This window comes from Desertihabitans brevis (assembly GCF_003327535.1).
Classification (GTDB): domain Bacteria; phylum Actinomycetota; class Actinomycetes; order Propionibacteriales; family Propionibacteriaceae; genus Desertihabitans; species Desertihabitans brevis.
Map to the genome: position 1 here is coordinate 245,772 of NZ_QOUI01000005.1, position 26,277 is coordinate 272,048.

At 72.1% G+C, this 26,277-nt stretch carries 33 protein-coding genes; 32 read left to right on the plus strand and 1 reads right to left on the minus strand.

The features are described from left to right. Nucleotides 1–14 precede the first annotated feature (14 nt). The 24 genes from rplC (at nucleotide 15) to galE (ending at nucleotide 13,495) form a co-directional block, all read left to right on the plus strand. Nucleotides 15–671 carry a 50S ribosomal protein L3 gene (gene rplC / locus DT076_RS09940; protein ID WP_114126503.1) on the plus strand — a complete coding sequence of 219 codons (657 nt, stop codon included), beginning with the start codon at nucleotides 15–17 and terminating at the stop codon, nucleotides 669–671. Further along, the gene (gene rplD, locus DT076_RS09945; RefSeq protein ID WP_114126504.1) at nucleotides 668–1,354 is read left to right on the plus strand and encodes a 50S ribosomal protein L4; all 687 of its coding nucleotides are present in this window, start codon (nucleotides 668–670) and stop codon (nucleotides 1,352–1,354) included. The genes rplC and rplD overlap by 4 nt, the downstream gene beginning before the upstream one ends. Further along, nucleotides 1,351–1,662: a 50S ribosomal protein L23 gene (gene rplW, locus DT076_RS09950; RefSeq protein ID WP_198671549.1), complete on the plus strand. Its 312-nt coding sequence runs from the start codon at nucleotides 1,351–1,353 to the stop codon at nucleotides 1,660–1,662. Before rplD ends, rplW begins: the two co-directional genes overlap by 4 nt. A 40-nt stretch (nucleotides 1,663–1,702) precedes the next feature. Then, nucleotides 1,703–2,539, plus strand: coding sequence for a 50S ribosomal protein L2 (rplB, locus tag DT076_RS09955; protein ID WP_114126505.1), 837 nt, complete (start codon nucleotides 1,703–1,705; stop codon nucleotides 2,537–2,539). 17 nt (nucleotides 2,540–2,556) lie between these two features. Continuing rightward, complete coding sequence (gene rpsS / locus DT076_RS09960; protein ID WP_114126506.1) at nucleotides 2,557–2,838, plus strand: 30S ribosomal protein S19; 282 nt, start codon at nucleotides 2,557–2,559, stop codon at nucleotides 2,836–2,838. Nucleotides 2,839–2,867: 29 nt separating this feature from the next. Beyond that, nucleotides 2,868–3,299, plus strand: a complete 432-nt coding sequence (gene rplV, locus DT076_RS09965; RefSeq protein ID WP_114126507.1) for a 50S ribosomal protein L22 — start codon at nucleotides 2,868–2,870, stop codon at nucleotides 3,297–3,299. Nucleotides 3,300–3,301: 2 nt separating this feature from the next. Continuing rightward, on the plus strand, nucleotides 3,302–4,114 hold the full coding sequence (rpsC, locus tag DT076_RS09970) for a 30S ribosomal protein S3 (RefSeq protein WP_114126508.1): 813 nt from the start codon (nucleotides 3,302–3,304) through the stop codon (nucleotides 4,112–4,114). Beyond that, the gene (gene rplP, locus DT076_RS09975; protein WP_114126509.1) at nucleotides 4,114–4,533 is read left to right on the plus strand and encodes a 50S ribosomal protein L16; all 420 of its coding nucleotides are present in this window, start codon (nucleotides 4,114–4,116) and stop codon (nucleotides 4,531–4,533) included. The genes rpsC and rplP overlap by 1 nt, the downstream gene beginning before the upstream one ends. Next, complete coding sequence (gene rpmC / locus DT076_RS09980) at nucleotides 4,533–4,823, plus strand: 50S ribosomal protein L29 (protein WP_114126510.1); 291 nt, start codon at nucleotides 4,533–4,535, stop codon at nucleotides 4,821–4,823. Before rplP ends, rpmC begins: the two co-directional genes overlap by 1 nt. Nucleotides 4,824–4,825: 2 nt before the next feature. Continuing rightward, nucleotides 4,826–5,122: a 30S ribosomal protein S17 gene (rpsQ, locus tag DT076_RS09985; RefSeq protein ID WP_114126511.1), complete on the plus strand. Its 297-nt coding sequence runs from the start codon at nucleotides 4,826–4,828 to the stop codon at nucleotides 5,120–5,122. A 103-nt stretch (nucleotides 5,123–5,225) separates the two neighbouring features. Continuing rightward, nucleotides 5,226–5,594, plus strand: coding sequence for a 50S ribosomal protein L14 (gene rplN / locus DT076_RS09990; RefSeq protein ID WP_114126512.1), 369 nt, complete (start codon nucleotides 5,226–5,228; stop codon nucleotides 5,592–5,594). Then, the gene (gene rplX / locus DT076_RS09995) at nucleotides 5,595–5,975 is read left to right on the plus strand and encodes a 50S ribosomal protein L24 (RefSeq protein WP_114126513.1); all 381 of its coding nucleotides are present in this window, start codon (nucleotides 5,595–5,597) and stop codon (nucleotides 5,973–5,975) included. Beyond that, nucleotides 5,975–6,613 (plus strand): 50S ribosomal protein L5, encoded by a 639-nt coding sequence (rplE, locus tag DT076_RS10000; RefSeq protein WP_114126514.1) that lies wholly within the window; start codon nucleotides 5,975–5,977, stop codon nucleotides 6,611–6,613. The genes rplX and rplE overlap by 1 nt, the downstream gene beginning before the upstream one ends. 8 nt (nucleotides 6,614–6,621) lie before the next feature. Then, entirely contained in the window at nucleotides 6,622–6,807 is a 186-nt protein-coding gene (locus DT076_RS10005; protein WP_114126515.1) for a type Z 30S ribosomal protein S14, read from the plus strand. Nucleotides 6,808–6,943: 136 nt separating this feature from the next. Then, complete coding sequence (rpsH, locus tag DT076_RS10010; protein WP_114126516.1) at nucleotides 6,944–7,351, plus strand: 30S ribosomal protein S8; 408 nt, start codon at nucleotides 6,944–6,946, stop codon at nucleotides 7,349–7,351. Nucleotides 7,352–7,377: 26 nt separating this feature from the next. Further along, the gene (rplF, locus tag DT076_RS10015; RefSeq protein ID WP_114126517.1) at nucleotides 7,378–7,920 is read left to right on the plus strand and encodes a 50S ribosomal protein L6; all 543 of its coding nucleotides are present in this window, start codon (nucleotides 7,378–7,380) and stop codon (nucleotides 7,918–7,920) included. A gap of 2 nt (nucleotides 7,921–7,922) precedes the next feature. Beyond that, nucleotides 7,923–8,306, plus strand: coding sequence for a 50S ribosomal protein L18 (rplR, locus tag DT076_RS10020; protein WP_114126518.1), 384 nt, complete (start codon nucleotides 7,923–7,925; stop codon nucleotides 8,304–8,306). A 24-nt stretch (nucleotides 8,307–8,330) separates the two neighbouring features. Then, nucleotides 8,331–8,924 (plus strand): 30S ribosomal protein S5, encoded by a 594-nt coding sequence (rpsE, locus tag DT076_RS10025; RefSeq protein WP_114126519.1) that lies wholly within the window; start codon nucleotides 8,331–8,333, stop codon nucleotides 8,922–8,924. Then, nucleotides 8,924–9,106: a 50S ribosomal protein L30 gene (rpmD, locus tag DT076_RS10030; RefSeq protein ID WP_114126520.1), complete on the plus strand. Its 183-nt coding sequence runs from the start codon at nucleotides 8,924–8,926 to the stop codon at nucleotides 9,104–9,106. Before rpsE ends, rpmD begins: the two co-directional genes overlap by 1 nt. Before the next feature lies 1 nt (nucleotide 9,107). Continuing rightward, nucleotides 9,108–9,548, plus strand: coding sequence for a 50S ribosomal protein L15 (gene rplO, locus DT076_RS10035; protein WP_114126521.1), 441 nt, complete (start codon nucleotides 9,108–9,110; stop codon nucleotides 9,546–9,548). A 127-nt stretch (nucleotides 9,549–9,675) separates the two neighbouring features. Then, nucleotides 9,676–10,986 carry a preprotein translocase subunit SecY gene (gene secY / locus DT076_RS10040; protein ID WP_114126522.1) on the plus strand — a complete coding sequence of 437 codons (1,311 nt, stop codon included), beginning with the start codon at nucleotides 9,676–9,678 and terminating at the stop codon, nucleotides 10,984–10,986. Between the two features lie 31 nt (nucleotides 10,987–11,017). Then, nucleotides 11,018–11,581 (plus strand): adenylate kinase, encoded by a 564-nt coding sequence (locus DT076_RS10045; RefSeq protein ID WP_199539091.1) that lies wholly within the window; start codon nucleotides 11,018–11,020, stop codon nucleotides 11,579–11,581. A gap of 1 nt (nucleotide 11,582) precedes the next feature. Then, the gene (gene map / locus DT076_RS10050; protein WP_114126523.1) at nucleotides 11,583–12,410 is read left to right on the plus strand and encodes a type I methionyl aminopeptidase; all 828 of its coding nucleotides are present in this window, start codon (nucleotides 11,583–11,585) and stop codon (nucleotides 12,408–12,410) included. A 71-nt stretch (nucleotides 12,411–12,481) separates the two neighbouring features. Then, a complete protein-coding gene (gene galE / locus DT076_RS10055; protein WP_114126524.1) occupies nucleotides 12,482–13,495 on the plus strand; it encodes a UDP-glucose 4-epimerase GalE in 1,014 nt (337 codons plus the stop codon). Between the two features lie 58 nt (nucleotides 13,496–13,553). Here galE and DT076_RS10060 read toward each other — a convergent pair whose 3' ends face one another. After that, nucleotides 13,554–14,099 carry a peptidase gene (locus tag DT076_RS10060; RefSeq protein WP_233493846.1) on the minus strand — a complete coding sequence of 182 codons (546 nt, stop codon included), beginning with the start codon at nucleotides 14,097–14,099 and terminating at the stop codon, nucleotides 13,554–13,556. Between the two features lie 168 nt (nucleotides 14,100–14,267). Between DT076_RS10060 and DT076_RS10065 the strand changes: the two genes are divergently transcribed. The 8 genes from DT076_RS10065 to DT076_RS10100 all read left to right on the plus strand — a co-directional run bounded on the left by DT076_RS10065 (nucleotide 14,268) and on the right by DT076_RS10100 (nucleotide 26,122). Further along, complete coding sequence (locus DT076_RS10065; RefSeq protein ID WP_233493848.1) at nucleotides 14,268–15,752, plus strand: pyridoxal phosphate-dependent decarboxylase family protein; 1,485 nt, start codon at nucleotides 14,268–14,270, stop codon at nucleotides 15,750–15,752. Further along, nucleotides 15,749–17,206, plus strand: a complete 1,458-nt coding sequence (locus DT076_RS10070; RefSeq protein WP_114126526.1) for a lysine N(6)-hydroxylase/L-ornithine N(5)-oxygenase family protein — start codon at nucleotides 15,749–15,751, stop codon at nucleotides 17,204–17,206. The genes DT076_RS10065 and DT076_RS10070 overlap by 4 nt, the downstream gene beginning before the upstream one ends. Further along, entirely contained in the window at nucleotides 17,203–19,593 is a 2,391-nt protein-coding gene (locus tag DT076_RS10075; protein WP_114126527.1) for a GNAT family N-acetyltransferase, read from the plus strand. Before DT076_RS10070 ends, DT076_RS10075 begins: the two co-directional genes overlap by 4 nt. Beyond that, nucleotides 19,590–21,662, plus strand: coding sequence for a penicillin acylase family protein (locus DT076_RS10080; RefSeq protein WP_114126528.1), 2,073 nt, complete (start codon nucleotides 19,590–19,592; stop codon nucleotides 21,660–21,662). Before DT076_RS10075 ends, DT076_RS10080 begins: the two co-directional genes overlap by 4 nt. Continuing rightward, on the plus strand, nucleotides 21,659–22,264 hold the full coding sequence (locus tag DT076_RS10085; protein ID WP_114126529.1) for a GNAT family N-acetyltransferase: 606 nt from the start codon (nucleotides 21,659–21,661) through the stop codon (nucleotides 22,262–22,264). Before DT076_RS10080 ends, DT076_RS10085 begins: the two co-directional genes overlap by 4 nt. Before the next feature lie 63 nt (nucleotides 22,265–22,327). Beyond that, the gene (locus DT076_RS10090) at nucleotides 22,328–24,442 is read left to right on the plus strand and encodes a prolyl oligopeptidase family serine peptidase (RefSeq protein WP_114126530.1); all 2,115 of its coding nucleotides are present in this window, start codon (nucleotides 22,328–22,330) and stop codon (nucleotides 24,440–24,442) included. Between the two features lie 134 nt (nucleotides 24,443–24,576). After that, the gene (locus DT076_RS10095) at nucleotides 24,577–25,749 is read left to right on the plus strand and encodes a PDDEXK family nuclease (protein WP_147264117.1); all 1,173 of its coding nucleotides are present in this window, start codon (nucleotides 24,577–24,579) and stop codon (nucleotides 25,747–25,749) included. A 4-nt stretch (nucleotides 25,750–25,753) separates the two neighbouring features. Next, nucleotides 25,754–26,122, plus strand: a complete 369-nt coding sequence (locus DT076_RS10100; RefSeq protein WP_114126532.1) for a DUF1707 SHOCT-like domain-containing protein — start codon at nucleotides 25,754–25,756, stop codon at nucleotides 26,120–26,122. The last annotated feature ends 155 nt before the right edge of the window (nucleotides 26,123–26,277 follow it).

The window sequence follows — 26,277 nt, forward strand, 5'->3', positions numbered from 1 at the left end:
GGACTGACGAACACATGAGCGAACGCAAGCTGAAGGGCCTGCTGGGCACCAAGCTCGGCATGACCCAGCTCTGGGACGAGAACAACCGGGTCGTGCCGGTGACGGTGATCCAGGCCGGCCCCTGTGTGGTGACCCAGGTCCGCACCCCGGACAAGGACGGCTACTCCGCCGTCCAGCTCGGCTTCGGTGCGATCAAGGCCAAGAAGGTCAACAAGCCCACCGCCGGGCACTTCGCCAACGCCGACGTCACCCCGCGCAAGCACCTCGTCGAGCTGCGCACCACCGACGCCTCGGAGTACACCCTGGGCCAGGAGCTGAGCGCCGACGTCTTCGCCGCCGCCGACGTGGTGGACGTGACCGGTGTCAGCAAGGGCAAGGGCACCGCCGGTGTGATGAAGCGTCACGGCTTCGGCGGTCTGCGTGCCACCCACGGTGTGCACCGCAAGCACCGCTCGCCGGGCTCCATCGGCGGCTGCGCCACCCCGGGCCGCGTCTTCAAGGGTCTGCGGATGGCCGGGCGCATGGGTGTCGACAAGGTCACCGTGCAGAACCTCTCCGTGCACGCGGTCGACGCCGAGCGCGGTCTGATCCTCGTCAAGGGAGCGATCCCCGGCGCCAAGGGCGGCCTGGTCGTCCTGCGCAGCGCAGCCAAGAAGGGAGATGTCGCGTGAGCACCCTCACCATCGACGTCGTCGACGGCTCGGGCCAGAAGTCCGGCAGCACCGACCTGCCGGCCGAGCTCTTCGACGCACCGGTCAACATCCCGCTGATCCACCAGGTCGTGGTGGCCCAGCTGGCCGCCGCCCGCCAGGGCACCCACGCCACCAAGACCCGCGGCGACGTCCGCGGCGGTGGCGCCAAGCCGTGGCGCCAGAAGGGCACCGGCCGCGCCCGCCAGGGCTCGCGCCGCGCCCCCCAGTGGACCGGCGGTGGCGTCGTGCACGGCCCGACGCCGCACGGCTACGGCCAGCGCACGCCCAAGAAGATGATCGCCGCCGCCCTGCGCGGTGCGCTCAGCGACCGGGCCAGCGACGGCCGGGTGCACGTGGTCTCCGACCTCGTCCCCGACGGCGTGCCGAGCACCAAGAAGGCGCTGGCCGCGATCACCGCGGCCGCCGGCGAGGTCAAGGTCCTGGTCGCGCTGCACCGCGACGAGGACGCGGCCTACCTGAGCCTGCGCAACGTGCCGAGCGTGCACGTGCTCGCCGTCGACCAGCTGAACGCCTACGACGTGCTGTGCGCGGACGCGGTGGTCTTCACCTCCGCCGCGCTGGAGACCTTCGTCGCCGGCCCGGTCTCGGGTGGCGCGAAGACCGTCGCTCGCGAGAGCGAGATCGAGGAGGAGCAGAAGTGACGCAGCCGCTCAAGATCCGCGACCACCGCGACATCCTGCTGGCCCCGGTGGTGAGCGAGAAGACCTACTCGCTGCTGGACCAGAACAAGTACACGTTCGTGGTCGCCCCGCAGGCCAACAAGACCGAGATCAAGATCGCCGTCGAGAAGGTGTTCGGCGTCAAGGTCACCTCGGTCAACACGATGAACCGCAAGGGCAAGACCCGCCGCACGCGCTACGGCGTCGGCAAGCGGCCCGACACCAAGCGCGCGATCGTCACGGTCGCCGAGGGCCAGCGGATCGACATCTTCGGCGGCCCGGCCGCCTGACCGGGCAGCTGCACCAGACAGACAAGGACGAATAGACCTCATGGGTATCCGTAAGCACAAGCCGACAACGCCGGGCCGTCGTGGCTCGTCGGTTGCCGACTTCGTCGAGCTGACCCGGTCGACGCCGGAGAAGTCCCTGTTGCGCCCCAACCCCAAGACCGGGGGCCGCAACAACACCGGCCGCATCACGACCCGTCACATCGGCGGTGGGCACAAGCAGGCCTACCGCGTGGTGGACTTCAAGCGCTACGACAAGGACGGCGTGCCGGCCAAGGTCGCTCACATCGAGTACGACCCCAACCGCACCGCCCGCCTGGCGCTGCTGCACTACGCCGACGGGGAGAAGCGCTACATCATCGCCCCGGTCCAGGTGAGCCAGGGTGCGGTCGTGGTCTCCGGCGAGGGCGCCGACATCAAGCCGGGCAACAACCTGCCGCTGCGCAACATCCCGGTCGGCACCACCGTGCACGCGGTGGAGCTGCGCCCGGGCGGTGGCGCCAAGCTGGGCCGCTCCGCCGGCGCCTCCATCCAGCTGGTGGCCCGCGAGGGTCGGCACGCCACGCTGCGGATGCCCTCGGGCGAGATGCGGATGGTGGACGTCCGCTGCCGCGCCACCGTCGGTGCCGTGGGCAACGCCGAGCAGTCCAACATCAACTGGGGCAAGGCCGGCCGGGCCCGCTGGAAGGGCAAGCGCCCGACCGTGCGCGGCGTGGCGATGAACCCGATCGACCACCCGCACGGCGGTGGTGAGGGCAAGACCTCCGGTGGTCGCCACCCGGTCAGCCCGTGGGGCAAGCCCGAGGGTCGCACCCGCAACCCGAACAAGGCGAGCAGCCGCCTCATCATCCGTCGCCGCAAGTCCGGCAAGAAGCGCTGATCAGGAGTTAGCAAGAGATGCCACGCAGCTTGAAGAAGGGCCCGTTCGTCGACGACCACCTGCAGAAGAAGGTGGACGTCCAGAACGAGAAGGGCACCAAGAACGTCATCAAGACCTGGTCGCGCCGCTCGATGATCGTCCCGGACATGATCGGCCACACCATCGCGGTGCACGACGGTCGCAAGCACGTCCCGGTCTTCGTCAGCGAGGCGATGGTGGGTCACAAGCTCGGGGAGTTCGCGCCCACGCGGACCTTCAAGGGCCACGTGAAGGACGACCGGAAGGCCCGCCGCCGCTGACGCGGTGGTGGGACAGACAAGGAAGAGACATGAGCACCTCTGAGAAGGAGCGCCCCACCCGGCGCAAGGCCCTGCTCGGCGACCGTCCCGGTTCGTACGCGATCGCCCGCCACGTCCGGATGTCGCCGACCAAGGTCCGCCGCGTGGTCGACCTGGTCCGCGGGATGGACGTGTCGGAGGCCCTGACGGTCCTGCAGTTCGCCCCGCAGGCGGCCAGCGACCCGGTCCGCAAGGTGGTGGCCAGCGCCGCCGCCAACGCCGAGAACACCGACAACCTGCGCGCCGACGACCTCTACGTCAGCCAGGCGTTCGTGGACGAGGGCGTCACCATGCGTCGCATCCGTCCGCGGGCGAAGGGCTCGGCCTCCCGCATCCTCAAGCGGGGCAGCCACATCACCGTCGTCGTCGAGCCCCGCTCGCAGCAGTCGAGCACCGCGCCCCGCACCGCCAAGGAGGCCTGAGCATGGGACAGAAGGTCAACCCGAACGGCTTCCGCCTGGGTGTCACCACCGACCACAAGACCCGGTGGTACGCCGACAAGCAGTACGCCGCGCTGGTGGGTGAGGACGACAAGATCCGCAGCTACCTGACCAAGTCGCTGGAGCGCGCCGGCATCTCCTCGGTGGAGATCGAGCGCCGCAGCGAGCGCGTCACCATCTTCCTCTACGCCGCGCGTCCGGGCATCGTCATCGGCCGCAACGGCGCCGAGGCGGAGCGGGTCCGTGGCGACCTGGAGAAGCTGACCGGCAAGCAGGTCCAGCTGAACATCCTCGAGGTCAAGAACACCGAGACCGACGCCCAGCTGGTCGCCCAGGGCGTGGCCGAGCAGCTGAGCGCCCGGGTGGCGTTCCGCCGGGCCATGCGCAAGGCGCAGCAGACCGCGATGCGCTCCGGTGCCAAGGGCATCCGGATCAAGTGCTCCGGTCGTCTGGGCGGTGCGGAGATGAGCCGCTCGGAGTTCTACCGCGACGGCCAGGTGCCGCTGCACACGCTGCGCGCCGACATCGACTACGGCTTCTTCGAGGCCCGCACCACCTTCGGCCGGATCGGCGTGAAGGTCTGGATCTACAAGGGCGACGTCTCCGGCACCCGTGCCGAGCGCGCCGCTCAGAAGGCCGCCCGCCAGAAGGCGCCGGGCCGTCCGCGCAACCAGCGCGGCGGCGAGCGTCGCCCGGGTCGTGGTGACCGTCCGGAGCGCGGCGGACGCCGTCGCGCCGAGGCTGCCGAGGCCACCTCGGCAGCTCCCGCCACCGAGAACGCAGGAGCGCAGAACTGATGTTGATCCCACGCAGGGTCAAGTTCCGCAAGCAGCACCACCCCAAGCGCGACGGTGCGGCCAAGGGCGGGACCACGCTGGCCTTCGGTGACTTCGGGATCCAGGCCCTCGAGGGCGCCTACGTCACCAACCGGCAGATCGAGTCGGCGCGTATCGCGATGACCCGTCACATCAAGCGAGGCGGGAAGGTGTGGATCAACATCTACCCCGACCGTCCGCTGACCAAGAAGCCCGCCGAGACCCGGATGGGTTCGGGCAAGGGCTCCCCCGAGTGGTGGGTGGCCAACGTCAAGCCCGGACGCGTGATGTTCGAGCTCTCCGGTGTGAGCGAGGACGTGGCCCGCGAGGCCATGCGGCTGGCGATCCACAAGTTGCCGATGAAGGCTCGCTTCATCCGGCGTGAGGCAGGTGAGAACTGATGGCGAAGGCACTCAACGCCGCCGAGCTGCGCGGCCTGAGCCGTGAGGCGCTGGAGAAGCAGGTGGTGGAGCTGAAGGAGGAGCTGTTCACGCTCCGCTTCCAGGCGGCCACCGGTCAGCTGGAGTCGCACGGCCGCCTGCGCGCCGTCCGCAAGGACATCGCCCGGATCTACACCGTGATCCAGGAGCGCAACCTCGGCATCGTCAGCGACCCTGACACCGCCGAGCCCGAGACCCCCGGAACCCCTGAGACCTCCGGAACCATGGCAAGCGCGAGCGAGAAGGCCTGAGCATGAGCGAGACCACCAACCCGACCGACACCGCCCCCACCGCGACCGAGCGCACCGCGCGCAAGGTCCGCGAGGGGGTCGTGGTGAGCGACAAGATGGACAAGACCATCACCGTCCTGGTGGAGGACCGCGTCAAGCACAAGCTGTACGGCAAGGTCATGCGGACCTCGGAGCGGCTGAAGGCCCACGACGAGGAGAACGCCGCCGGCGCCGGTGACCGGGTGCGGATCATGGAGACCCGCCCGCTGTCGGCCACCAAGCGCTGGCGCCTGGTCGAGATCCTCGAGCGCGCCAAGTAAGCCAGTCGACGCACGGCCGGTGCGGACACCACCGGTCTGCTTCATCCAACCAGTTCTGCCAGGCCCGGACCGCGGGAACCGGTGAGACAACCAGGAGACAGAAATGATCCAGCAGGAGTCGCGGCTCAAGGTCGCCGACAACACGGGTGCGAAGGAGATCCTCTGCATCCGCGTGCTCGGCGGCTCCGGCCGACGGTACGCCGGCATCGGTGACACCATCGTGGCCACGGTGAAGGACGCCATCCCCGGCGGCAACGTCAAGAAGGGCGATGTCGTCAAGGCCGTCATCGTGCGCAGCGTCAAGGAGCGTCGCCGTCCCGACGGTTCCTACATCAAGTTCGACGAGAACGCCGCCGTCATCCTCCGGGCCGACGGCGAGCCCCGCGGCACCCGCATCTTCGGTCCCGTCGGCCGGGAGCTCCGCGAGAAGAAGTTCATGCGGATCGTGTCGCTCGCCCCGGAGGTGATCTGAATGGCACAGCGCAAGCTGCACGTGAAGAAGGGTGACCGGGTCAAGGTCATCGCCGGCAAGGACAAGGGCCTGGTCGGCGAGATCCTCTCGGTCAGCCCCGAGAACCAGAAGGTGACGGTCGAGGGCGTCAACGTCGTCAAGCGTCACCGCCGCGAGAGCCAGACCCAGGCCGGACGCCGGGTCGAGGGCGGGATCATCTCCAGCGAGGCCCCGATCCACGTCTCCAACGTCCAGCTGGTCGTCAAGGACGACAACGGCGACGAGGTCGTCACCCGGGTCGGCTACCGCCGTGACGAGGTCACCAAGAAGCGGCCCGACGGCACCGAGTACCAGGGCTTCCGCTCCGTGCGGATCGCCCGCAAGACCGGGAAGGAGATCTGATGTCGACCGCGACCGAGGAGACCACCACCGCCGTGGCCCCGCTGCCGCGTCTGCAGCAGCGCTACCGCGACGAGATCCGTACCGCCCTCCAGCAGGAGTTCGGCTACGCCAACCCCATGCAGATCCCCGGCCTGGTCAAGGTCGTGGTGAACATGGGTGTGGGTGACGCCGCCCGCGACTCCAAGGTGATCGACGGCGCCGTGCGCGACCTGACCACCATCACCGGGCAGAAGCCGTCGGTGACGAAGGCCCGCAAGTCCATCGCGCAGTTCAAGCTGCGCGAGGGCCAGGCGATCGGCTGCCACGTCACCCTGCGCAACCGCCGCATGTGGGAGTTCGCCGACCGGCTGATCAGCCTGGCGCTGCCCCGCATCCGCGACTTCCGCGGGCTGAACGCCCACCAGTTCGACGGCCAGGGCAACTACACGTTCGGTCTCAACGAGCAGGTCATGTTCCACGAGATCGACCAGGACCGCATCGACCGGGTGCGCGGCATGGACATCACCTTCGTCACCACCGCCACCAACGACGCGGAGGGCCGGGCGCTGCTCAAGCACCTGGGCTTCCCCTTCAACGACAACCCGAGGCCGGCCAAGGCCCGCGCCAAGGGTCCCGCCTTCAGCCGGAAGAAGAAGTGAGCTAACCGATGGCCAAGAACGCACTGAAGGTCAAGCAGGCCCGCAAGCCGAAGTTCGCCGTCCGCGCGTACACCCGCTGCCAGCGCTGCGGTCGGCCCCGCGCCGTGTTCCGCAAGTTCGGCCTGTGCCGCATCTGCGTGCGCGAGCTCACCCACGCCGGCCAGCTGCCCGGGGTCACCAAGTCCTCCTGGTGACGCCCCGGCGCCGCCGGCGTCGAGCCCGAACCCAACGTCCCGAGCCCTGCCGACGGACGAACACCCAGTCCAACGCCACAGGTCCCCGGCCCACCCGGTCGCGGGAAACCACGGTGAGAAAGAAGAACGTGACGTCATGACCATGACCGACCCGATCGCAGACATGCTGACCCGTCTGCGCAACGCCAACCAGGCGTACCACGACTCGACCTCGATGCCGCACAGCAAGATCAAGGTCGGCATCGCCGAGATCCTCAAGGAGGAGGGCTACATCTCCTCCTACGAGGTGCTCGAGCCCGCCGAGGGCGAGGTCAGCAAGACGCTGAAGCTCACCCTCAAGTACGGCCAGAACCGCGAGCGGTCCCTGGCGGGTGTGCGTCGGATCTCCAAGCCGGGGCTGCGGGTGTACGCGAAGTCCACGAACCTGCCGAAGGTCCTCGGCGGTCTGGGCATCGCGATCATCTCCACCTCCCAGGGCCTGCTCACCGACCGGGCGGCCAACGCCAAGAGCGTGGGCGGCGAAGTGCTCGCCTACGTCTGGTGAGCGACGAGAGCTGAAGGAGAACAGACATGTCCCGCATCGGTAAGCTGCCGATCACCGTCCCGGCCGGGGTCGAGGTCTCCCTCGACGGCCAGCAGGTCGTGGTCAAGGGCCCGAAGGGCTCGCTGTCGCACACCGTGGCCTCGCCCATCACCATCGCCCGCGCCGAGTCCGGCGAGCTCGAGGTCAGCCGTCCCGACGACGACCGCGTGAGCAAGTCGCTGCACGGCCTCACCCGGACCCTGGTGGCCAACATGGTCACCGGTGTGACCGAGGGCTACGAGAAGAAGCTCGAGATCGTCGGCGTCGGCTACCGCGTCATCAGCAAGGGCCCGAACGCGCTGGAGTTCAACCTGGGCTTCAGCCACCCGGTCAACGTGACCGCGCCGGAGGGCATCACCTTCACCGTCGAGACGCCCACCCGCTTCAGCGTGGTCGGCATCGACAAGCAGGCTGTCGGCGAGACGGCCGCCCGGATCCGCAAGATCCGCAAGCCCGAGCCGTACAAGGGCAAGGGCGTGCGGTACGCGGGCGAGCACGTGCGCCGCAAGGTCGGAAAGGCTGGTAAGTGACCATGGGCATCTCGTTGTCCGCTCCCAAGCACACGGCGCCCAAGCGCGCCTCCCGGCTGCGTCGCCAGGTCCGCGGGCGCAAGAAGGTGTTCGGCGCCGCCGACCGCCCGCGCCTGGTCGTCACCCGGTCCTCCCGGCACCTGTTCGTCCAGGTGATCGACGACACCCGCGGCCACACCCTGGCCTCGGCCTCGACCATGGAGCCGAGCCTGCGCACCGCCACCGGCGACAAGTCGGACAAGGCCAAGCAGGTCGGCGCCCTGGTGGCCGAGCGGGCCAAGGCCGCCGGCGTCACCCAGGTCGTCTTCGACCGCGCCGGGAACAAGTACCACGGTCGGATCGCTGCGCTGGCCGACGGGGCCCGCGAGGCCGGTCTCGGCTTCTGACACGACAGAACGGAAGGTAGAGCGATGAGTGGAACCCAGCGCCGCGGAGGCGGCGGGGGAGAGCGTCGCGGCCGGGACGACCGTCGTGGCCAGGCGCAGGACAAGAACCAGTACCTCGAGCGCGTGGTGGACATCAACCGCGTCGCCAAGGTCGTGAAGGGCGGTCGCCGGTTCAGCTTCACCGCGCTGGTCGTCGTCGGTGACGGCGAGGGCATGGTGGGTGTCGGCTACGGCAAGGCCAAGGAGGTGCCCGCGGCGATCGCCAAGGGCGTGGAGGAGGCGAAGAAGAACTTCTTCCGCGTCCCCCGCATCCAGGGCACCATCCCGCACCCGGTGCAGGGCGAGAAGGCGGCCGGTGTCGTCATGCTGCGTCCGGCCTCCCCGGGTACCGGTGTGATCGCCGGCGGCGCCTGCCGCGCGGTGCTCGAGTGCGCCGGCGTGCACGACGTGCTCGCCAAGTCGCTCGGCTCGTCGAACTCGATCAACGTGGTGCACGCCACCGTGGCGGCCCTGCAGATGCTGGAGCAGCCCGAGGCCGTCGCCGCCCGCCGCGGCAAGGCCGTCGAGGACGTCGCGCCGGCCGCGCTGCTGCGCGCCAAGCAGGAGGTGGCGTCCTGATGGCGACCCTCAAGGTCACCCAGACCCGGTCCGACATCGGGTCGAAGCAGAACCAGCGGGACACCCTGCGCAGCCTCGGCCTGCGCCGCATCGGCGCGACCGTCGAGGTGCAGGACCGTCCCGAGATCCGAGGCATGATCACCACGGTGACGCACCTGGTCACCGTCGAGGAGGTCGACTGACATGGCACTGAAGGTGCACCACCTTCGTCCCGCCCCGGGTGCCAAGACCGCCAAGACCCGTGTGGGTCGCGGTGAGGGCTCCAAGGGCAAGACCGCCGGTCGCGGTACCAAGGGCACCGGCGCGCGCAAGAACACCCCGGAGAACTTCGAGGGTGGGCAGATGCCGCTGCACATGCGCACCCCGAAGCTGCGCGGGTTCAAGAACCCGTTCCGCACCGAGTACCAGGTGGTCAACCTGGACCGGCTGTCGACGCTGTTCCCCGAGGGCGGGCAGGTCGGCGTGGCGGACCTGGTCAGCAAGGGTGCCGTCCGCGACGGCCAGCTGGTCAAGGTGCTCGGCACCGGCGAGGTGTCGGTGGCCCTGCAGGTGAGCGCGCACAAGTTCTCGGCCTCGGCCAAGGACAAGATCGCGGCCGCCGGCGGCAGCACCACCGAGCTGTAAGCACCACCGCGACTCCGGAGGGGGACGTGCTCCAGACGGAGCCGTCCCCCTCCTGCGCTTGATAGGGTCCCGAGGGTTGCCCTGACGGCGATCCGACTCCGCACCACAGAGAAGAGAGGGCTCGGAAGTGCTTTCCGCCTTCGCCAACGCGTTCCGGACACCGGACCTGCGCAAGAAGATCCTGTTCACCCTGGGGATCGTCGCGCTGTTCCGGGTGGGCTCGGTCGTGCCCGTCCCCAACGTCGACATCCAGCAGGTGGACGCCTGCCGCCGGCTCGCCGAGACGGGTGAGCAGGCCGGGCTCTACTCCCTGATCAACCTCTTCTCCGGAGGTGCGCTGCTGCAGCTGGCGATCTTCGCGCTGGGCATCATGCCCTACATCACCGCCAGCATCATCCTGCAGCTGCTCACCGTGGTGGTGCCGCGGCTGGAGGCCCTCAAGAAGGAGGGCCAGTCCGGCACCGCGAAGATCACCCAGTACACCCGCTACCTGACGCTGGTGCTGGCGGTCCTCAACTCCACCGCCTTCGTCACCCTGGCGGTCAACGACCAGCTCTTCCTCGGCTGCCCCAACAGCGTGGTGTACAGCAAGGACATCTTCCCGGTCGTGGTGATGGTGCTGACCATGACCGCCGGCACGGGTCTGGTGATGTGGCTGGGCGAGCTCATCACCGAGCGCGGCGTCGGCAACGGCATGTCGGTGCTCATCTTCACCCAGATCGCCGCCACCTTCCCGACCGCGCTGTGGGCCATCAAGGCCGCCCGCCCGGGCGCCAGCGGCTGGATCGTGCTGCTGCTGGTGGTCGCGGTCGGCCTGGTGGTGATGGCCGCGGTCATCTTCATGGAGCAGGGTCAGCGCCGGATCCCGGTGCAGTACGCCAAGAAGATGGTCGGCGGCCGGCTGCTCGGCGGCACCACCACCTACATCCCGCTGAAGGTGAACCAGGCCGGCGTCATCCCGGTCATCTTCGCCTCCTCGATGATGTACCTGCCGGTGCTGTACTCCCAGTTCCAGCCCGAGAGCGGCATCAGCTCCTGGATCCAGCGCTACTTCGTCAGCGGCGACCACCCCCTCTACATGGTCACGCTGTTCCTGCTGGTCGTCTTCTTCGCCTACTTCTACGTCTCGATCACCTTCAACCCGCAGGAGGTGGCCGAGAACATGGCCAAGTACGGCGGGTTCATCCCCGGCATCAGGGCCGGCCGGCCGACGGAGAACTACCTCTCCTTCGTGCTCAACCGCCTCACCCTGCCCGGCTCGATCTACCTCGCCGTCGTGGCGCTGCTGCCCTCGATCGCCTTCATCCTGCTCAACGCCAACCAGAACTTCCCGCTCGGCGGCACCTCGCTGCTCATCGTGGTCGGGGTGGGTCTGGACACCGTGAAGCGGATCGAGAGCCAGCTGCAGCAGCGCAACTACGAGGGCTTCCTGCGATGAGGTCGGGAGCACCGGTGAGAAGGAGAGTGCGATGAGGATGCTGATCATGGGCCCGCCGGGAGCCGGCAAGGGCACCCAGGCCAAGGGGGTGGCCGCCCACTACGGCGTGCCGGCCATCTCGACCGGCGACATCTTCCGCGCCAACATCAGCCAGGGCACCGAGCTCGGCCGCCAGGTGCAGCAGATCATGGCCTCCGGCGGCTACGTCGGTGACGACATCACCAACGCGATCGTGGCCGACCGGCTCGCCGAGGACGACACCCGCAACGGGTTCCTGCTCGACGGCTACCCGCGCACGCTGGGCCAGGTGGAGGCCCTCGACGCCCTGCTCGCCCAGCAGCAGACAGCCCTGGACGCCGTCCTGGTGCTCACCGCCGACACCGACGAGCTGGTCGCCCGGCTGCTCCGCCGCGCCGAGACCGAGGGCCGCGAGGACGACACCGAGGAGGCGATCCGGGTGCGCCAGAAGGTGTACGCGGAGGAGACCGCGCCACTGCTCGACGTCTACCGCGAGCGGGGCCTGCTCGTCGAGGTCGACGGGCTGGGCGGCGTCAGCGAGGTCGCCGACCGGATCTTCGAGCGGCTGCCCCGCTGACGTGCTCGGACGCAGCCGGATCGAGCTGAAGACACCGGCGCAGGTCGACGCGATGCGCCGTGCCGCGATGGTGGTGCACGAGGCGCTCGAGGCCACCAGCGCCGCCGTCCGCCCCGGTGTCACCACCGCCGAGCTGGACGCCGTCGCGGCCGAGGTGATCGCCTCGGCCGGGGCGACGTCGAACTTCCTGCACTACGGCGCCGACGAGGACGGCCGGGGCGGGTTCACCGGCGTGGTGTGCCTCAGCGTCAACGCCGAGGTGGTCCACGGCGTCCCCGGGACGCGGGTGCTGGCCGAGGGTGACCTGCTCTCCATCGACTGCGGTGCGGTGGTGGACGGCTGGCACGCCGACGCCGCCCGCACCGTCCCCGTCGGCGAGCCCAGCGACGCGCGCCGGGCGCTGTCGGAGGCGACCCGGCGGGCGATGTGGGCCGGGATCCGCGCGGTCCGCCCCGGCGGCCGGGTCGGCGACGTCTCCGCCGCCGTCCAGGCCAGCGTCGAGGCCGAGCCGCAGCGCTACGGGATCGTCGCCGAGTACGTCGGCCACGGCATCGGCTCGCAGATGCACATGGAGCCCGACGTGCCCAACAGCGTCGCCCGCGGCCCGTGGCCCGGCGGACGCCGCGGCCCCCGGCTGGTGCCGGGCATGGTGCTGTGCATCGAGCCGATGCTCACCGCCGGATCCGCGGACACCCGCACCCTCGACGACGGCTGGACCGTGGCCACCCGCGACGGCTCCGACGCCTGCCACTGGGAGAGCATGGTGGCTGTCACCGAGGACGGGATCCGCGTCCTCAGCGAGCCCGACGAGGGCGCCGCCCACCTCTGAGCCGACCGTCGCCTCCGCCTCGACCGGCTCCCGTGGCAGGATCGGGCAGCGGAGAGGGAGGATCGACACCCATGGACGTGCTGCTGACCGGCGGAGCCGGCTACATCGGATCCCACACCGCGGTGGTGCTGCTCGAGGCCGGGCACCGGGTCGTGGTGCTGGACGACCTCAGCAACGCCAGCGAGGAGAGCCTGCGCCGCGTCGAGGAGATCACCGGCCGCAGCCACACCTTCGTCCGCGGCGACATGCTGGACCAGGCGCTGGTCGAGCGGGTGCTGCGCGAGCACGGCATCGACGCCGTCATCCACTTCGCCGGCAAGAAGGCGGTGGGGGAGTCCACCCGCGTGCCGCTGGACTACTACTCGACCAACGTCGCGGGGACGCTGTCGCTGCTGCGCGCGATGGAGGCGACCGACGTCCGCACCATCGTCTTCTCCTCCTCGGCCACCGTCTACGGCGAGCTCGCCGTCGCGCCGTACCTGGAGAAGATGCCGCGGGACGCCTTCAACCCCTACGGCCGCACCAAGGAGCACATCGAGGACATCCTCACCGACGTCGGCGCGGCCGACGACCGCTGGCGGATCGCGCTGCTGCGCTACTTCAACCCGGTGGGCGCCCACCCCTCGGGCCGGATCGGGGAGGACCCGCAGGGCATCCCGAACAACCTGGTGCCCTTCATCGCGCAGGTGGCGGTCGGACGCCGGGAGAAGCTCGTGGTCTTCGGCGACGACTACGACACCCCCGACGGCACCTGCGTGCGCGACTACCTGCACGTGATGGACCTCGCCGACGGCCACGTGCGGGCGATGGACTACCTCGCCGACCACGGCGGGGTGCACATCTGGAACCTCGGCACGGGCCGCGGGCACTCGGTGCTGGAGGTGCTGCGCTCCTTCGAGAAGGCGGTCGGACGTCCGATCCCGCACGAGGTGGGCCCGCGTCGTCCCGGCGACATCCCCGCCTTCTGGGCCGACGCCTCCCAGGCGCTGACCGACCTCGGCTGGGTCGCCACCAAGTCCCTGGACGAGATGACCGCCGACCACTGGCGCTGGCAGCAGCAGAACCCGGACGGCTTCGCCTCCTGAGGCCGACCCACCACAGCCGCCCTGGGCCTGCCGGAGTGCGGGCCACCCGCCCCGGCGCTCAGGCCGCCAGCAGCACCGACAGCGCGGCCGTGTCGGCGTCGGAGTAGGGATCGAGGTCCTGCCGGTTGACCAGCCGCGTCACGGTGCCCGCGGCGTCGGACTCCACCCAGCTGGCCCGGTGGTCCAGGCCCAGGTAGGGCAGCCCCGGCAGGAAGATGCACCCCGAGGCCACCTCGTGGTCGGCCACGCTGGGCACCGTGGTCGAGGGCGGGTGCAGCACCAGCAGCCCCATCGGCACCGGCGGCTCGATGCACCCGGGCCCGAGCGCCTCCTCACCGACCAGCGTGCCCTCGGCGACCACCAGCCCGACCATCTCCGGCGGTGGTTCCTCGACGCGGTCCTCGCAGACCCGGAACACGGTGCTGCTCGGCAGCAGCCCCGGCACCGCGGCCATCCGGACGGCCAGGCAGAGCACCTTCGACCACTCCACCAGGTCCTGCGGCCAGCGCCCGCTGAGCAGGAACCCTGACAGCACACCCTCCGACTGCAGCGGCGAGACCTCGACCGCCGGTGCGCGGTACCCCTCCATGTCGACCTCCAGCACGAGCCGATGATCACCTCATGATCACGCCCTACCCGCCCGCTGCCAAGCATCACCGGCGTTGCGATTGCGTGACGGTGCGACGCGTCTCACCTTCCGCCCCGGTTGACAGCGGGACGTCAGGTCATGTGAGGCTAACCTTGCTAAGGGATGCCTAAGAAAGGACCACCGGTGCGCCAGCCCACCCCCGCGGCCACTCACCTCCTCGACGCCGCCTCCGCCGACGCCTACCGCTCCGCGATGGCGCAGGCCACCGAGCTGGTGGCCAGCCGGCTGACCACCGTCGACCGGCCGTACTCCGGTGCCAGCCTCGAGCAGCTGACCCGTCTGGTCGACGCGGTCGACCTCGACCGGCCGGTCGGCACCGTCGAGGCGGCGCTGGCCGAGGCCGCCGAGATCTACGTCGACCACGCGGTGTGGTTCCACGAGCCCCACTACCTCGCCCACCTCAACTGCCCGGTGGCGGTGCCCGCGGTCGCCGCCGACGCCCTGGCCAGCGCCATCAACACCTCGGTCGACACCTGGGACCAGAGCACCAGCGGCACCCTGGTCGAGCGCCGGCTCGTGCGGTGGACCTGCGAGCGGATCGGGTTCGGCGCGACCGCCGACGGCGTGTTCACCAGCGGCGGCACGCAGTCCAACCTGCAGGGCCTGCTGCTGGCCCGCGAGGACTGCCGCGACCGGCTGCCGGTCGAGCTGGGCCGGCTGCGGGTGCTCGCCACCGCGAACAGCCACTTCAGCGTCACCAAGGCGGCCCGGCTGCTGGGGCTGTCCACCGACGCCGTCCGCGAGGTGGCGGTGGACGCGTCCGGCCGGATGTCGCCCGAGGCGCTGGCCGCCGAGCTGGAGGCCGTCCGCGCCGCCGGTGACGTGGTGATGGCGGTCGTGGCCACCGCCGGCACCACCGACCGCGGCGTCCTCGACCCGATCGCTGAGGTCGCCGACGTGACGACCGCCGCCGGGGTCTGGCTGCACGTGGACGCCGCCTACGGCTGCGGGCTGCTGGTCTCGCCGACCCGCCGGCACTGGCTGGACGGCATCGAGCGGGCCTCCTCGGTCACCGTCGACTTCCACAAGAGCTTCTTCCAGCCGGTGGCCTCCAGCGCGCTGCTGGTGCGCGACGGCGCCGACCTGCGCCACGTCACCTACCACGCCGACTACCTCAACCCCCGGCAGGCGGTGGAGCCCAACCAGGTCGACAAGAGCCTGCAGACCACCCGGCGCTTCGACGCGCTCAAGCTGTGGCTGACCCTGCGGGTGATGGGCGCGGAGACCATCGGCCGCCACGTCGACACCGTGATCGACCTGGCCGCCGAGGCCGCCAGCCTGGTCACCGCCGACCCCGACCTGGAGCTGCTCTGCCCGCCGCGGCTGAGCACCGTGCTCTTCCGCTACCGCCCCGCAGGGGTCACCGTCGCCGAGGCGGACCGGCTCAACCCGCTCATCCGCAGCCGGCTGTTCGCCTCCGGCCGGGCGATGGTGGCCGGCACCACCGTCGACGGCCACGCCTGGCTCAAGCTGACCCTGCTCAACCCCGCCACCACCCCCGCCCACCTGCGCGAGGTGCTGGACCTGCTCGTCGACCACGGGCGGACGCTGGGCGGTCCCGCGCCGGCCGAGCAGGACGTCCTCGAGCTGGTCGGGGACGCCGGGTGAGCGGCGTGCGCGAGGCGGGCGAGCACGACTTCGTCGCCGTCGGGCTCGGCCCCTTCAACCTCGGGCTGGCCGCCCTCACCGACCCGCTGGACGACCTGGACGGCGTCTTCCTCGAGGCCCGGGACGCCTTCTCCTGGCACCCCGGGATGATGCTCGAGGGCGCCACCATCCAGGTGCCGTTCCTGGCCGACCTGGTGACGATGGCCGACCCCACCTCGCCGTGGTCGTTCCTCAGCTACCTCAAGCAGCACGGCCGGCTCTACCCCTTCTACATCCGCGAGAGCTTCTACCCGCTGCGCGCGGAGTACGACGCCTACTGCCGCTGGGTCAGCACCCGGCTGCCCAGCATCCGCTTCGGCCGGACCGTCCGCAGCATCACCCACGACGGCGGGGGCTACCGGGTCGAGGCGGTGCTGGCCGACGGCAGCACCGAGGTGCACCGCGCCCCGCGGATCGTGCTCGGCGTCGGCACCCAGCCCTCGCTGCCGTGGCCGCTGGACGGGCTGGGCGCCCCGGTGGTGCACAGCGCCGACTACCTGCCCGCCCGCGACCGGCTGCGCGCGGGGGAGTCGATCACCGTGCTCGGCAGCGGCCAGAGCGCGGCCGAGATCTACCTCGACCTGCTCGAGGGCATCCGGGAGGGCGGCTACCGGCTGGACTGGGTCACCCGCTCCCCGCGGTTCTTCCCGATGGAGTACACCAAGCTCACCCTGGAGATGACCTCCCCGGAGTACACCTCCTACTTCCACGCCCTGCCGCCGGCCACCCGCGACCGGCTGGGACGCGAGCAGCGCCACCTCTACAAGGGGATCAGCGGCGACCTCGTCGACACCATCTTCGACACCCTGTACCGCCTCAGCGTCGACGGCCCGGTGCCGACCCGGCTGCTCACCGGCGCCGAGCTGCGGGGCGCGTCCTGGGACGGGCAGCGCTTCGCCCTCGACCTGCACCACCTGGAGACCGACCAGCCGCTGCGGACGTCCACCGCCGGTCTGGTCGCGGCCACCGGGTACGCAGCGCGGGTGCCGGCCTTCCTCATCCCGCTGGCCGACCGGATCCGCTGGGACGCCCAGGGCCGCCTCGACGTCGGGCGCGGCTACGCCGTCGACCACGGCCAGTGCGAGATCTTCGTGCAGAACGCCGAGGAGCACACCCACGGCCTCAGCGCCCCCGACCTCGGCATGGGCGCCTACCGCAACTCGGTCATCATCGCCCAGATGCTCGGCCGCGAGGTCTACCCGATCGAGGAGCGGATCGCCTTCCAGGAGTTCGGCGTCCCCGCCGACCTCGCCGTCGGCGACCCCCGCCCGCCCGTGCCGGCCCGGCCGCCTGCCGACGACCCGCGTCCCCGCCGCGCCCTCCGCCCGGACGCCAGCGCGCCCACCTCCCACCACCACGCACCGGGCTCCCACCACAACACCCTGAGCCTGTCGAACGGCGAGGACCCCCGATGACCACCACCACCCGACCCCACCGCCCCGACGCCGTCGACGCGGGATCTCCCTGGACCGCGCCCCCGCGTCCCGGCACCGACCTCGGCCCGATCACCATCGAGCCGCTCGACCCCGACCGCGACGCCGCGCTGCTGCACGGCTGGGTCACCTCCCCGCGGTCGCGGTTCTGGGGCATGCAGGAGGCCGACCTCGAGACGGTCCGCGCCGCCTACGCCGCCATCGACGCCGACCCCTCCCACTCCGCCTGGCTCGGCTCGGTCGCCGGCGCGCCGGCCTTCCTCGCCGAGACCTACGACCCGGCCCGCTCCGAGCTGGCCCAGCACTACCCGGTCCGCGACGGCGACCTCGGCATGCACGTCCTCGTCGGCCCGGCCGAGCGGCGGGTGCCCGGGTTCACCTCGGCGGTGTTCGCGGCGGTGATGGACTTCTGCTTCGCCGACCCGGCCGTCCGGCGGGTGGTGGTGGAGCCCGATGTCGGGAACCGGCTGGTGGCGGCCAAGAACGCCGCCGCCGGGTTCGTGGTCGACCGGCTGGTGCGGCTGAGCGACAAGACCGCCGCGCTCTCCTTCTGCACCCGCGAGGCCTTCCGCACCAGCGCGCTCGGCCCCGAGCCCGCGGAGCGTCCCGACGACTCGGCGCCGCACCTCGAGCCCGGGGTGGCCGCCCGCGCGCACCGGCACCTGGTCACCAAGGCACTGGCCGAGTTCAGCCACGAGCGCCTGCTCGCGCCGCGGCGGCTGGGGGAGGACCGGTGGGCGGTCGACGTCGACGGCGGCCGGGTGCGCTACACCTTCGCCGCGGTCCATCACCCGCTGGAGCACTGGGTGGTCGAGGCCGCCACCGTGGGCCGCACCGTCGACGGCGAGCCGCGCGAGCTGGACGTCCTGGAGCTGGTGGTCGAGCTGGCCCCGGTGCTCGGCATCCCCGACACCCTGCTCGGCACCTACCTGGAGGAGGTCAGCAGCACGCTGGCCAGCCTGGCCTACAAGTGGACCTCCGCCGCGGCCAGCGCCGACGACCTGCTGGGGGCCGGCTTCCAGCAGATCGAGGCCGCGATGACCGAGGGGCATCCCGCCTTCCTCGCCAACAACGGCCGGATCGGGTTCGGCCGGCGGGCCCACGACACCTGGTCCCCCGAGGCCGGACGTCCCCAGCGCCTGGTCTGGGTGGCGGCCCGCCGCACACTCAGCCACTTCGCCGCCGCCCGCGACGTCACCGAGGAGCAGCACTACCGCGACGAGGTCGGCGCGGAGGGTCTGCAGCTGCTGCACGACCGGCTGGAGCGGCTGGGCCTCGACCCGGCCGACTACCGGCTGCTGCCCGTCCACCCCTGGCAGTGGGACACCCGGGTGGCGATCACCTTCGCCGCCGACGTGGCCCGCCGCTACCTCGTCCACCTCGGCGAGACCGAGGACCGCTACCAGGCCCAGCAGTCGATCCGCACCTTCTTCGACGTCGACCGTCCCGACCGCAGCTACGTCAAGACCGCGCTCGCGGTGCAGAACATGGGCTTCCTGCGCGGACTGTCGGCGCGCTACATGCGGGCCACCCCGGCGATCAACGACTACGTGGCCGACCTCGTCCGCGGTGATGCGACCCTGCGCGGCTGCGGGTTCTCGGTGCTGCGCGAGCACGCCACGATCGGCTACACCGGCAGCGTCTACACCCGGCTCCCGGCCGGCTCGCCGTACCAGAAGATGCTGGCGGCGCTGTGGCGGGAGTCGCCGGTGCCGGGGCTCGCCCCGGACGAGCGGCTGGCCACGATGGCCTCGCTGCTGCACCGCGACGCCGACGGCCGGTCCCACCTGGCGGCGCTGGTGCGGGGGTCCGGGCTGGACGCGGCGGAGTGGGTGCGCCGCTACCTGCGGGTCTACCTGCGTCCGGTGGCGCACTGCCTGCTCGCCCACGACCTCGCGTTCATGCCGCACGGGGAGAACCTGATCATGGTGCTCCGCGACCACGCCCCGGCGCGGATGATCATGAAGGACATCGGCGAGGAGGTGGCGGTGCTGTCGGCCGACCGGCCGCTGCCGCCGCAGGTGGAGCGGGTCCGCGCACCGGTGGGCGAGGACGTCGCGGCGCTGTCGGTGCAGACCGACGTGTTCGACGGGGTGCTGCGCTTCGTGGCGGCCGTCCTCGACGTCGACGGGCTGCTCGACGTGCACCGCTTCTGGGCGCTGGTGGCCGACTGCCTGGACGAGTGGGAGGCCGACCACCCCGAGCTGGCCGGACGGCTCGATCTGCGCGCGCCGCGCTTCGCCCACTCCTGCCTCAACCGGCTGCAGCTGCGCAATACTCTGCAGATGGTCGACCTGACGGACCAGGCGAGCTCGTTGATCATGAGCGGGACGCTGGCGAACCCGGTGGCGCGGGCGGCGGCCCGGTGATCACCGAGGTCCGCCGCGACGCCTGGGGCATCCCGCACCTGCAGGCTCCCGACGTGCTCGCGCTGGCCCGGCTGCAGGGCCGGGTGACCGCGGAGGACCGGGTCTGGCAGATCGAGCTGGACCGGTGGCGGATGGAGGGCCGGACCGCCGAGTGGCTGGGGGAGGCCGGACTGGCCTGGGACGTCTTCGCCCGGCAGGTGCGGCTGGAGGCGACCGCGCGCGAGGCCTACGACCGGCTCGGACCGGAGACCCGGGCCTTCGTGGACGCCTACGTCGAGGGCGTCAACGAGGGGCTGCCGGCGGCCGCGGCCGGCTCGACGGAGCTGCGGCGGCTCGGCGCCACCGACGTCCGGGCCTGGGAGCCGTGGACGTCGCTGGGCCTCTTCTGGGTGGCGCACGTGCTGTTCGCGAGCTTCCCCACCAAGCTGTGGCGGGCCACGGTGGCCGAACGGCTGGGTCCCGAGGCGGTCGGGCTGCTCGGCGTCGAGGGCGAGACCGGCAGCGGCAGCAACGCCGTCGCCGTCGCCGGCCGGCACACCACCAGCGGTCGTCCGCTGGTGGCCGGCGACCCGCACCGGCTGCTGGAGATCCCCGGCGTCTACGCCCAGGTGCACCTGCGCTGCCCCGGGGTGGACGTGCACGGCTTCACCTTCCCCGGCGTCCCGGGCGTCCAGCACTTCGCCCACGCCGGCCCGGTCGCCTGGGGCATCACCAACGCGATGGCCGACTACCAGGACCTCTACGCCGAACGGCTGCGCCGCGTCGACGACCGCTGGGAGGCCGAGGGCCCCGACGGCTGGGAACCCGTCGACGCCCACGAGGAGACCCTCACCGTCCGCACCCCCGACCCCTCCACCCCGAGCGCGACCACGGTCACCGTCACCTGCCTGCGGACCTCCCGCGGCCCGGTCGTCACCGGACTGGAGCCGCCCGCCCTCGACGTCCACGGCGCTCCCACCCTGTCCCTGCGGGTGCCCGGGCAGGTGCTCGCCGACCTCGGATTCGAGGCGCTGCTGCCGCTGCTGCGGGCCCGCACGGTCGCCGACGTCGAGGCCGCCCTCGAGCACTGGGTGGAGCCGGTCAACAGCGTCGTGGTCGCCGACGCCGACGGCGCCCGCCACCTGCTGGCGGGGAAGGTCCCGGACCGCGAGGACGCCCTCACCCTCCACCCCGGACGGGCCTGGGTCGCCGGAGACGCCTGGCGCGGCTGGCGCGAGATGCCCCGCCGCGACGTCCCCGACGTCGAGGTCAACGCCAACGACCGGGCCAGCGGCGGCGGCCTCGGCCCGGAGTACGCCCCGCCGCAACGCGCCCGACGGCTGCGCGAGCTCGTGCTGGCCAGCCGTCCCGTCACCCCCGAGGTCGCCCGCGGCTGGGCCACCGACACCCGGCTCGGGTCGGTCGAGGTGGCCCGTCCGCACCTGGCGACCGCCGCCGTGGACGGGGCCGCGGCCGCCCTCCGCGACCGGCTGCTGGCCTGGGACGCCCACGTCGACGCCGACAGCGAGGAGGCCGCCGCCTTCGCCGCCTGGCGGACCGCGCTGGTGCACTGGCTCGCCGACCAGGAGCCGCTGGCCCCGCTCCGCACCCCGACCGGGCACTCCCCGCTCTTCGACCGCTGGCTCGACCTCCCCGCACGGATCGGCCTGGCCTGGGAGACGCTCCTGACCCGGGGTTCCGAGCTCGGCATCGACGTCCTCGCCGGCGTGCGCGCCGCCCTGGAGGAGGCGGCCGGCACCACCGGACCGTGGGGTGAGCGGCACCGGCTGGTCCCGCTGCACGGCCTGGACGACCCCGCCACCCCCGAGGTGGCGCTGTCGGGCGACGGGAACTGCGTGCTGGCCACCAGCAGCGTCCCCGGCGTCACCGACCGCTGCTCCCGCGGCCCGGTGGCCCGCTACGTGTGGGACCTGGCCGACCGGACGCGCAGCGGCTGGGTGGTGCCCTTCGGCGCGGCCGGCGACCCGTCGTCGGCGCACCACCACGACCAGCTGCCGCTCTGGACGGCCGGGCAGCTGGTGCCGCTGGTCGAGTGGGACGACGTCCCGACGCAGGAGGAGCACCCGTGAGCGGACCCGTGTCCCGCACCGTCGTCCCGGGTCTCGGCGTGGTCACCGTCGCGCCGCTGGACGTCTCACCCGGCAGCGAGGAGCTCGCCGTGCTGCACGGCTGGGTGGGGGAGGAGCGGGCCCGGTTCTGGGGCATGGTCGGCAAGAGCGCGGAGGAGGTGGACGCGATCTACCGCTACCTCGACTCGCTGGAGACCCACCACGCCTTCTGGGTGCGCCTGGACGGCCGCCCGGTCGCGCTGCTGCAGACCTACCAGCCCGAGCACGACCCGGTGGGGGAGTGCTACGACGTCCAGCCCGGCGACCTCGGCATGCACCTGCTGCAGGCCCCACCCGAGTCCGGGGCGGCACCGGTGCCCGGGTTCACCGAGCTGCTCGGCACCGCACTCGCCGGCCACCTCTTCGCCGACCCGGGGGTGCAGCGGCTGGTCGTCGAACCCGACAGCCGCAACGACCGGGCGCTGGCCCGCCTGGAGCGGACCGGGTTCGAGCTCGGGCCGGAGATCCGGCTGCCCGACAAGACCGCCCGGCTGGCCTTCCTGCCGCGGCGACGGCTGCAGGCCCTGCTCCGGGCGAGGGACCTCAGCCACTCCTCCGACTGAACGACGCGGCTGCCGCAGGAGGAGCGTCCCCGGGCGTCGGGACGCCTCGGTAGGGTCGGGCCGGTGAGCGAGACCCCCGCCGTCCGACCGCCGACCACCCGCCGCGACGAGACCGCCGACCTGCTGCACGGCCGGCTGGTGCCCGACCCCTACCGCTGGCTGGAGGACCCCGACAGCGAGGACACCCGGGAGTGGGTGCGCCAGCAGAACGAGGCCACCGAGGCGGCGCTGTCGGCGCTGCCGCACCGCGACTGGTTCACCGCCACCATGCGCGCCGTCGTCGACCAGCCCCGCCTCGGGACGCCGCTGCGCCGCGCCGGGCGCTACCTGCAGACCCGCAACGACGGCAGCCAGGCCCAGGACGTCTGGTACGTCGCGGACTCGCTGACCGAGCTGGTCTCCGGCGGCGGTCGGGTGCTGGTCGACCCGAACACGCTGTCGGAGGACGGCACCGCCTCGATCGGGTCGGTGGCGGTCAGCCGGGACGGGCAGCGGGTCGCCTGGACGGTGAGCACCGGCGGCTCGGACTGGCAGGAGATCCGGGTCGCCGACCTCGACGGTGCACCGCTGGCCGACGAACCGGTGGTGATGACGAAGTTCTGCGTGCCCACCTGGTTGCCCGACGGCCGCTCCTACCTCTACCTCGCCTACCCCGAGGCCGAGCGCGCCGACGCCGCGGGCACCGAGACCGGCGACGTCGGCCGGGCCCACCTGATGCGGCACCGCCTGGGCACCGACCCCGCCCAGGACGAGCTCGTCCATACCGACCCCGACCAGCCCCGGCTGTCCATCCACGCTGAGGTGAGCGACGACGAGCGGTGGCTGGTCACCACCTTCTCGGTCGGCACCGAGCGGACCAACCGGCTCTGGGTCTGGCCGCTGACCGCGGGCGAGGACGGCACCGTGATCGGCGACCCGGTCCGCCTCGTCGACACCGCCGACGCCGAGTACGAGCCGGTCGCCGTCGCCGACGGTCGGCTGCTGGTGCACACCGACGCCGGCGCACCGCTGGGCCGGATCACCGCCGTCGACCTCGTCGACGCGGTCGACGGGGCGCCGGCGGTCTGGGTGGAGGTGGTGCCCGAGGGCGAGGACGCCCTGGCCGCGGCGGTGGTGATGGGCGACGTCGTCGTCACCGAGCACCTCGTCGACGCCACCCCGGTGCTCCAGCGCTGGTCGCTGGGCGGGAAGCTGCTCGGTCGGCTAAGCGTCGAGGGCGGCTCGCTGCTCGCCCTCGACGGCGACCCCGGCAACCCCGAGGGCTTCGTCGGGCTGTCCACGGTGACCGACCCGCAGCGCAGCTGGGTGGTCGACGCCGCCACCGGCACGGTCACCGCGCTGTCGCGTCCGGACTCCTCCGCACCCCGCCTCGACGTCGTGACGACGCGGCAGCGCGCGGTGAGCGCCGACGGCACCGAGGTGCCGTACTTCGTCATCCGCCGGCGCGACCTCGACGGCCCGGCCCCGACCCTGCTGTGGGGCTACGGCGGGTTCAAGATCCCGGTCGCGGCGGACTACCGGCCCGGCTGGTCGGCCTGGCTGGCCGCGGGCGGCACCGTCGCCATCGCCAACCTCCGCGGCGGCGGGGAGTACGGCAGCGAGTGGTACGACCAGGGCCGGCTGGCCGCCAAGCAGAACGTCTTCGACGACTTCATCGCGGTCGGGGAGCACCTGCTCGCCACCGGCGTCACCGGGCCCGGCCAGCTGGTCATCCACGGCCGCAGCAACGGCGGCCTGCTGGTGGGCGCGGTGATGACCCAGCGTCCCGACCTGGCCGCCGTCGCGCTGCCGTCGGTCGGCGTCCTCGACATGCTGCGGTTCCACCGCTTCACCATCGGCGCGGCCTGGAAGTCCGACTACGGCGACCCCGACGTCGCCGAGGACTTCGAGGTGCTGTGGCGCTACTCCCCGCTGCACAACGTGGCCGTCGACACCCGCTACCCGGCCACGCTGGTCACCACCGGCGACCACGACGACCGGGTGGTGCCGCTGCACTCGCACAAGTTCGTCGCCCAGCTGCAGTACGCCACCCGCGGCGAGGCGCCGGTGCTGACCCGGATCGACACCAGCGCGGGCCACGGCGCCGGACGCCCCCGGCACAAGGTGGCCGCGGAGTGGGCCGACCAGCTCGCCTTCGCCGCCTTCCACACCGGTCTGGTCCCGCCTCCCACCGCCTGAGTCGTCGAGCGGAACGTCCGAGGGGTCCGACGGGCGCTCGGGCCCCTCCAGCGTTCCGCTCGCGGCAGGAAGAGGCTTGTGGACGGTCCCGCTTCCGGCGGGCGCGCGGGGCGCCAGGCCGACAGGGTGGAGCGGTGCGACCAGTACGGACCACCACCGCCCGGGTGCCGCAGGACGGTGCGACGCTGCGCGGACTCGGCATCACCAAGGACATGGTGCGCTCGCGGGCCTGGGTACGCACCAGCCGGGGCCACCACCGGACCGGTGGGTCGGGCCCGTCCCTGCCGCCGCTGCAGCGCGTCCTCGACGCCGCGGCGCTGGTGCCCGCAGAGGGCGCCTTCACCGGTTGGGCGGCGGCGCTGCTCGCCGGCGTCCCCGGTCTCGACGGCAGGAACCCGTTCACCGCGGAGGAGCAGCCGGTGCCGATCTGCCTGGCGGGCCCGGCCACCCGGCGCCGTCCCGCCTCCGGGGTGTCGTTCTCCCGCGGCCGGCTGGTCGGTCGGACGGTCGTCGAGGTCCGGGCCCGCGACGCCGTCGGCACCGGCACGGTCACCATCGCGCTGCCGGTCGCGACGCCGGCCCAGGCCACCATCGACGCCATGCGGACCGCCGGCGACCTCGCCGAGGCGGTGGCCTTCGCCGACGGCTGCCTGCACGCGGGGTGGGTGTCCCCGGTCACGCTGCACGGCCACCTCGGACTCATCGGCGGCGGCCGGGGCGTGCGTCGGCTGCGCATGGCGCTGACCCTGGTCGACCCGGCCAGCCGCAGCGCCTGGGAGAGCCGGTTCCGCCTCTTCTACCAGCTGACCGCCGGGCTACCACGGCCACGGGTGAACGTCCCCGTGTTCGGCGCGGACGAGCAGCTGCTGGGCATCGCCGACCTGCTGGACGCTGAGGCGGGCCTGGTCAGCGAGTTCGACGGCCAGCACCACCGGGGGAGGAGGCAGCACCGGGCCGACAACGAGCGGGAGGAGCGGTTCGAGGCGGCCGGTCTGACCGTGGTGCGTGCGGACAGCCTCGACCTGCTCGACCACGCGGAGCGGCTCGTGAGCCGCCTGCGCTCCGGGCACCACCGCGGCTCGACCCGCGACCGCCGCAGGGACACCTGGACCCTCCTCGAACCCGCCTGGTGGGCCGGGGACGAGCCTCCGCCACCACCTCCCGGCGAGGAGGCGGTCGAGGCGGCCCTGGACGCCGCCCAGCGGGGCGAGCCGCAGCGAGCGGAACGTCGGAGGGGTTCTCCGTCCGCGACGACCCCTCGACCGATCCGCTCGGCGGGGCGGGCGGACCTCCCGCGGTTAGGCTGAGGTCGTGGAGCAGCTGCCGATCTCGTCGAAGTACCGCAGCAGTCCCGACGCGCCCGTGGAGGAGCAGGAGCGGGCCAGCCTGAGCGAGCAGCTGAACGCGGCCTACACCGAGGGGCGGATCGACTCCGAGGAGTACCACCGCCAGCTCGACGTGCTCTTCTCCGCCACCCGGCTGGGCGACCTGGTGCCGGTGGTGACCGCGCTCGGCCCGCGGCCCACCCACCAGACGCCGGCGATCGTGGAGAGCGGACGGGCCGCGCCCGGCGAGCTGACCGAGTCCCGGCGGCCCGGGGGGCTGGCCCTGGTCGTCACCGGCGGGGTGGTGGCCGGCGTCGTGCTGGTCGTGCTGCTGCTCACGCTCCTGCTGCTCTGAGGATCTCGCCAGGGGCGGGCGACGGGCTCGTCGCCGGCCGTGCGGGTGTCCCGTAGCCGACCCTCCGACGGATGGGTGGCGACGCCGTGATTAACACAACAGAACCGTTGCAGATCTCGCTCCAAACCCCGCCGTTGCTGGACTAGCATGACCGC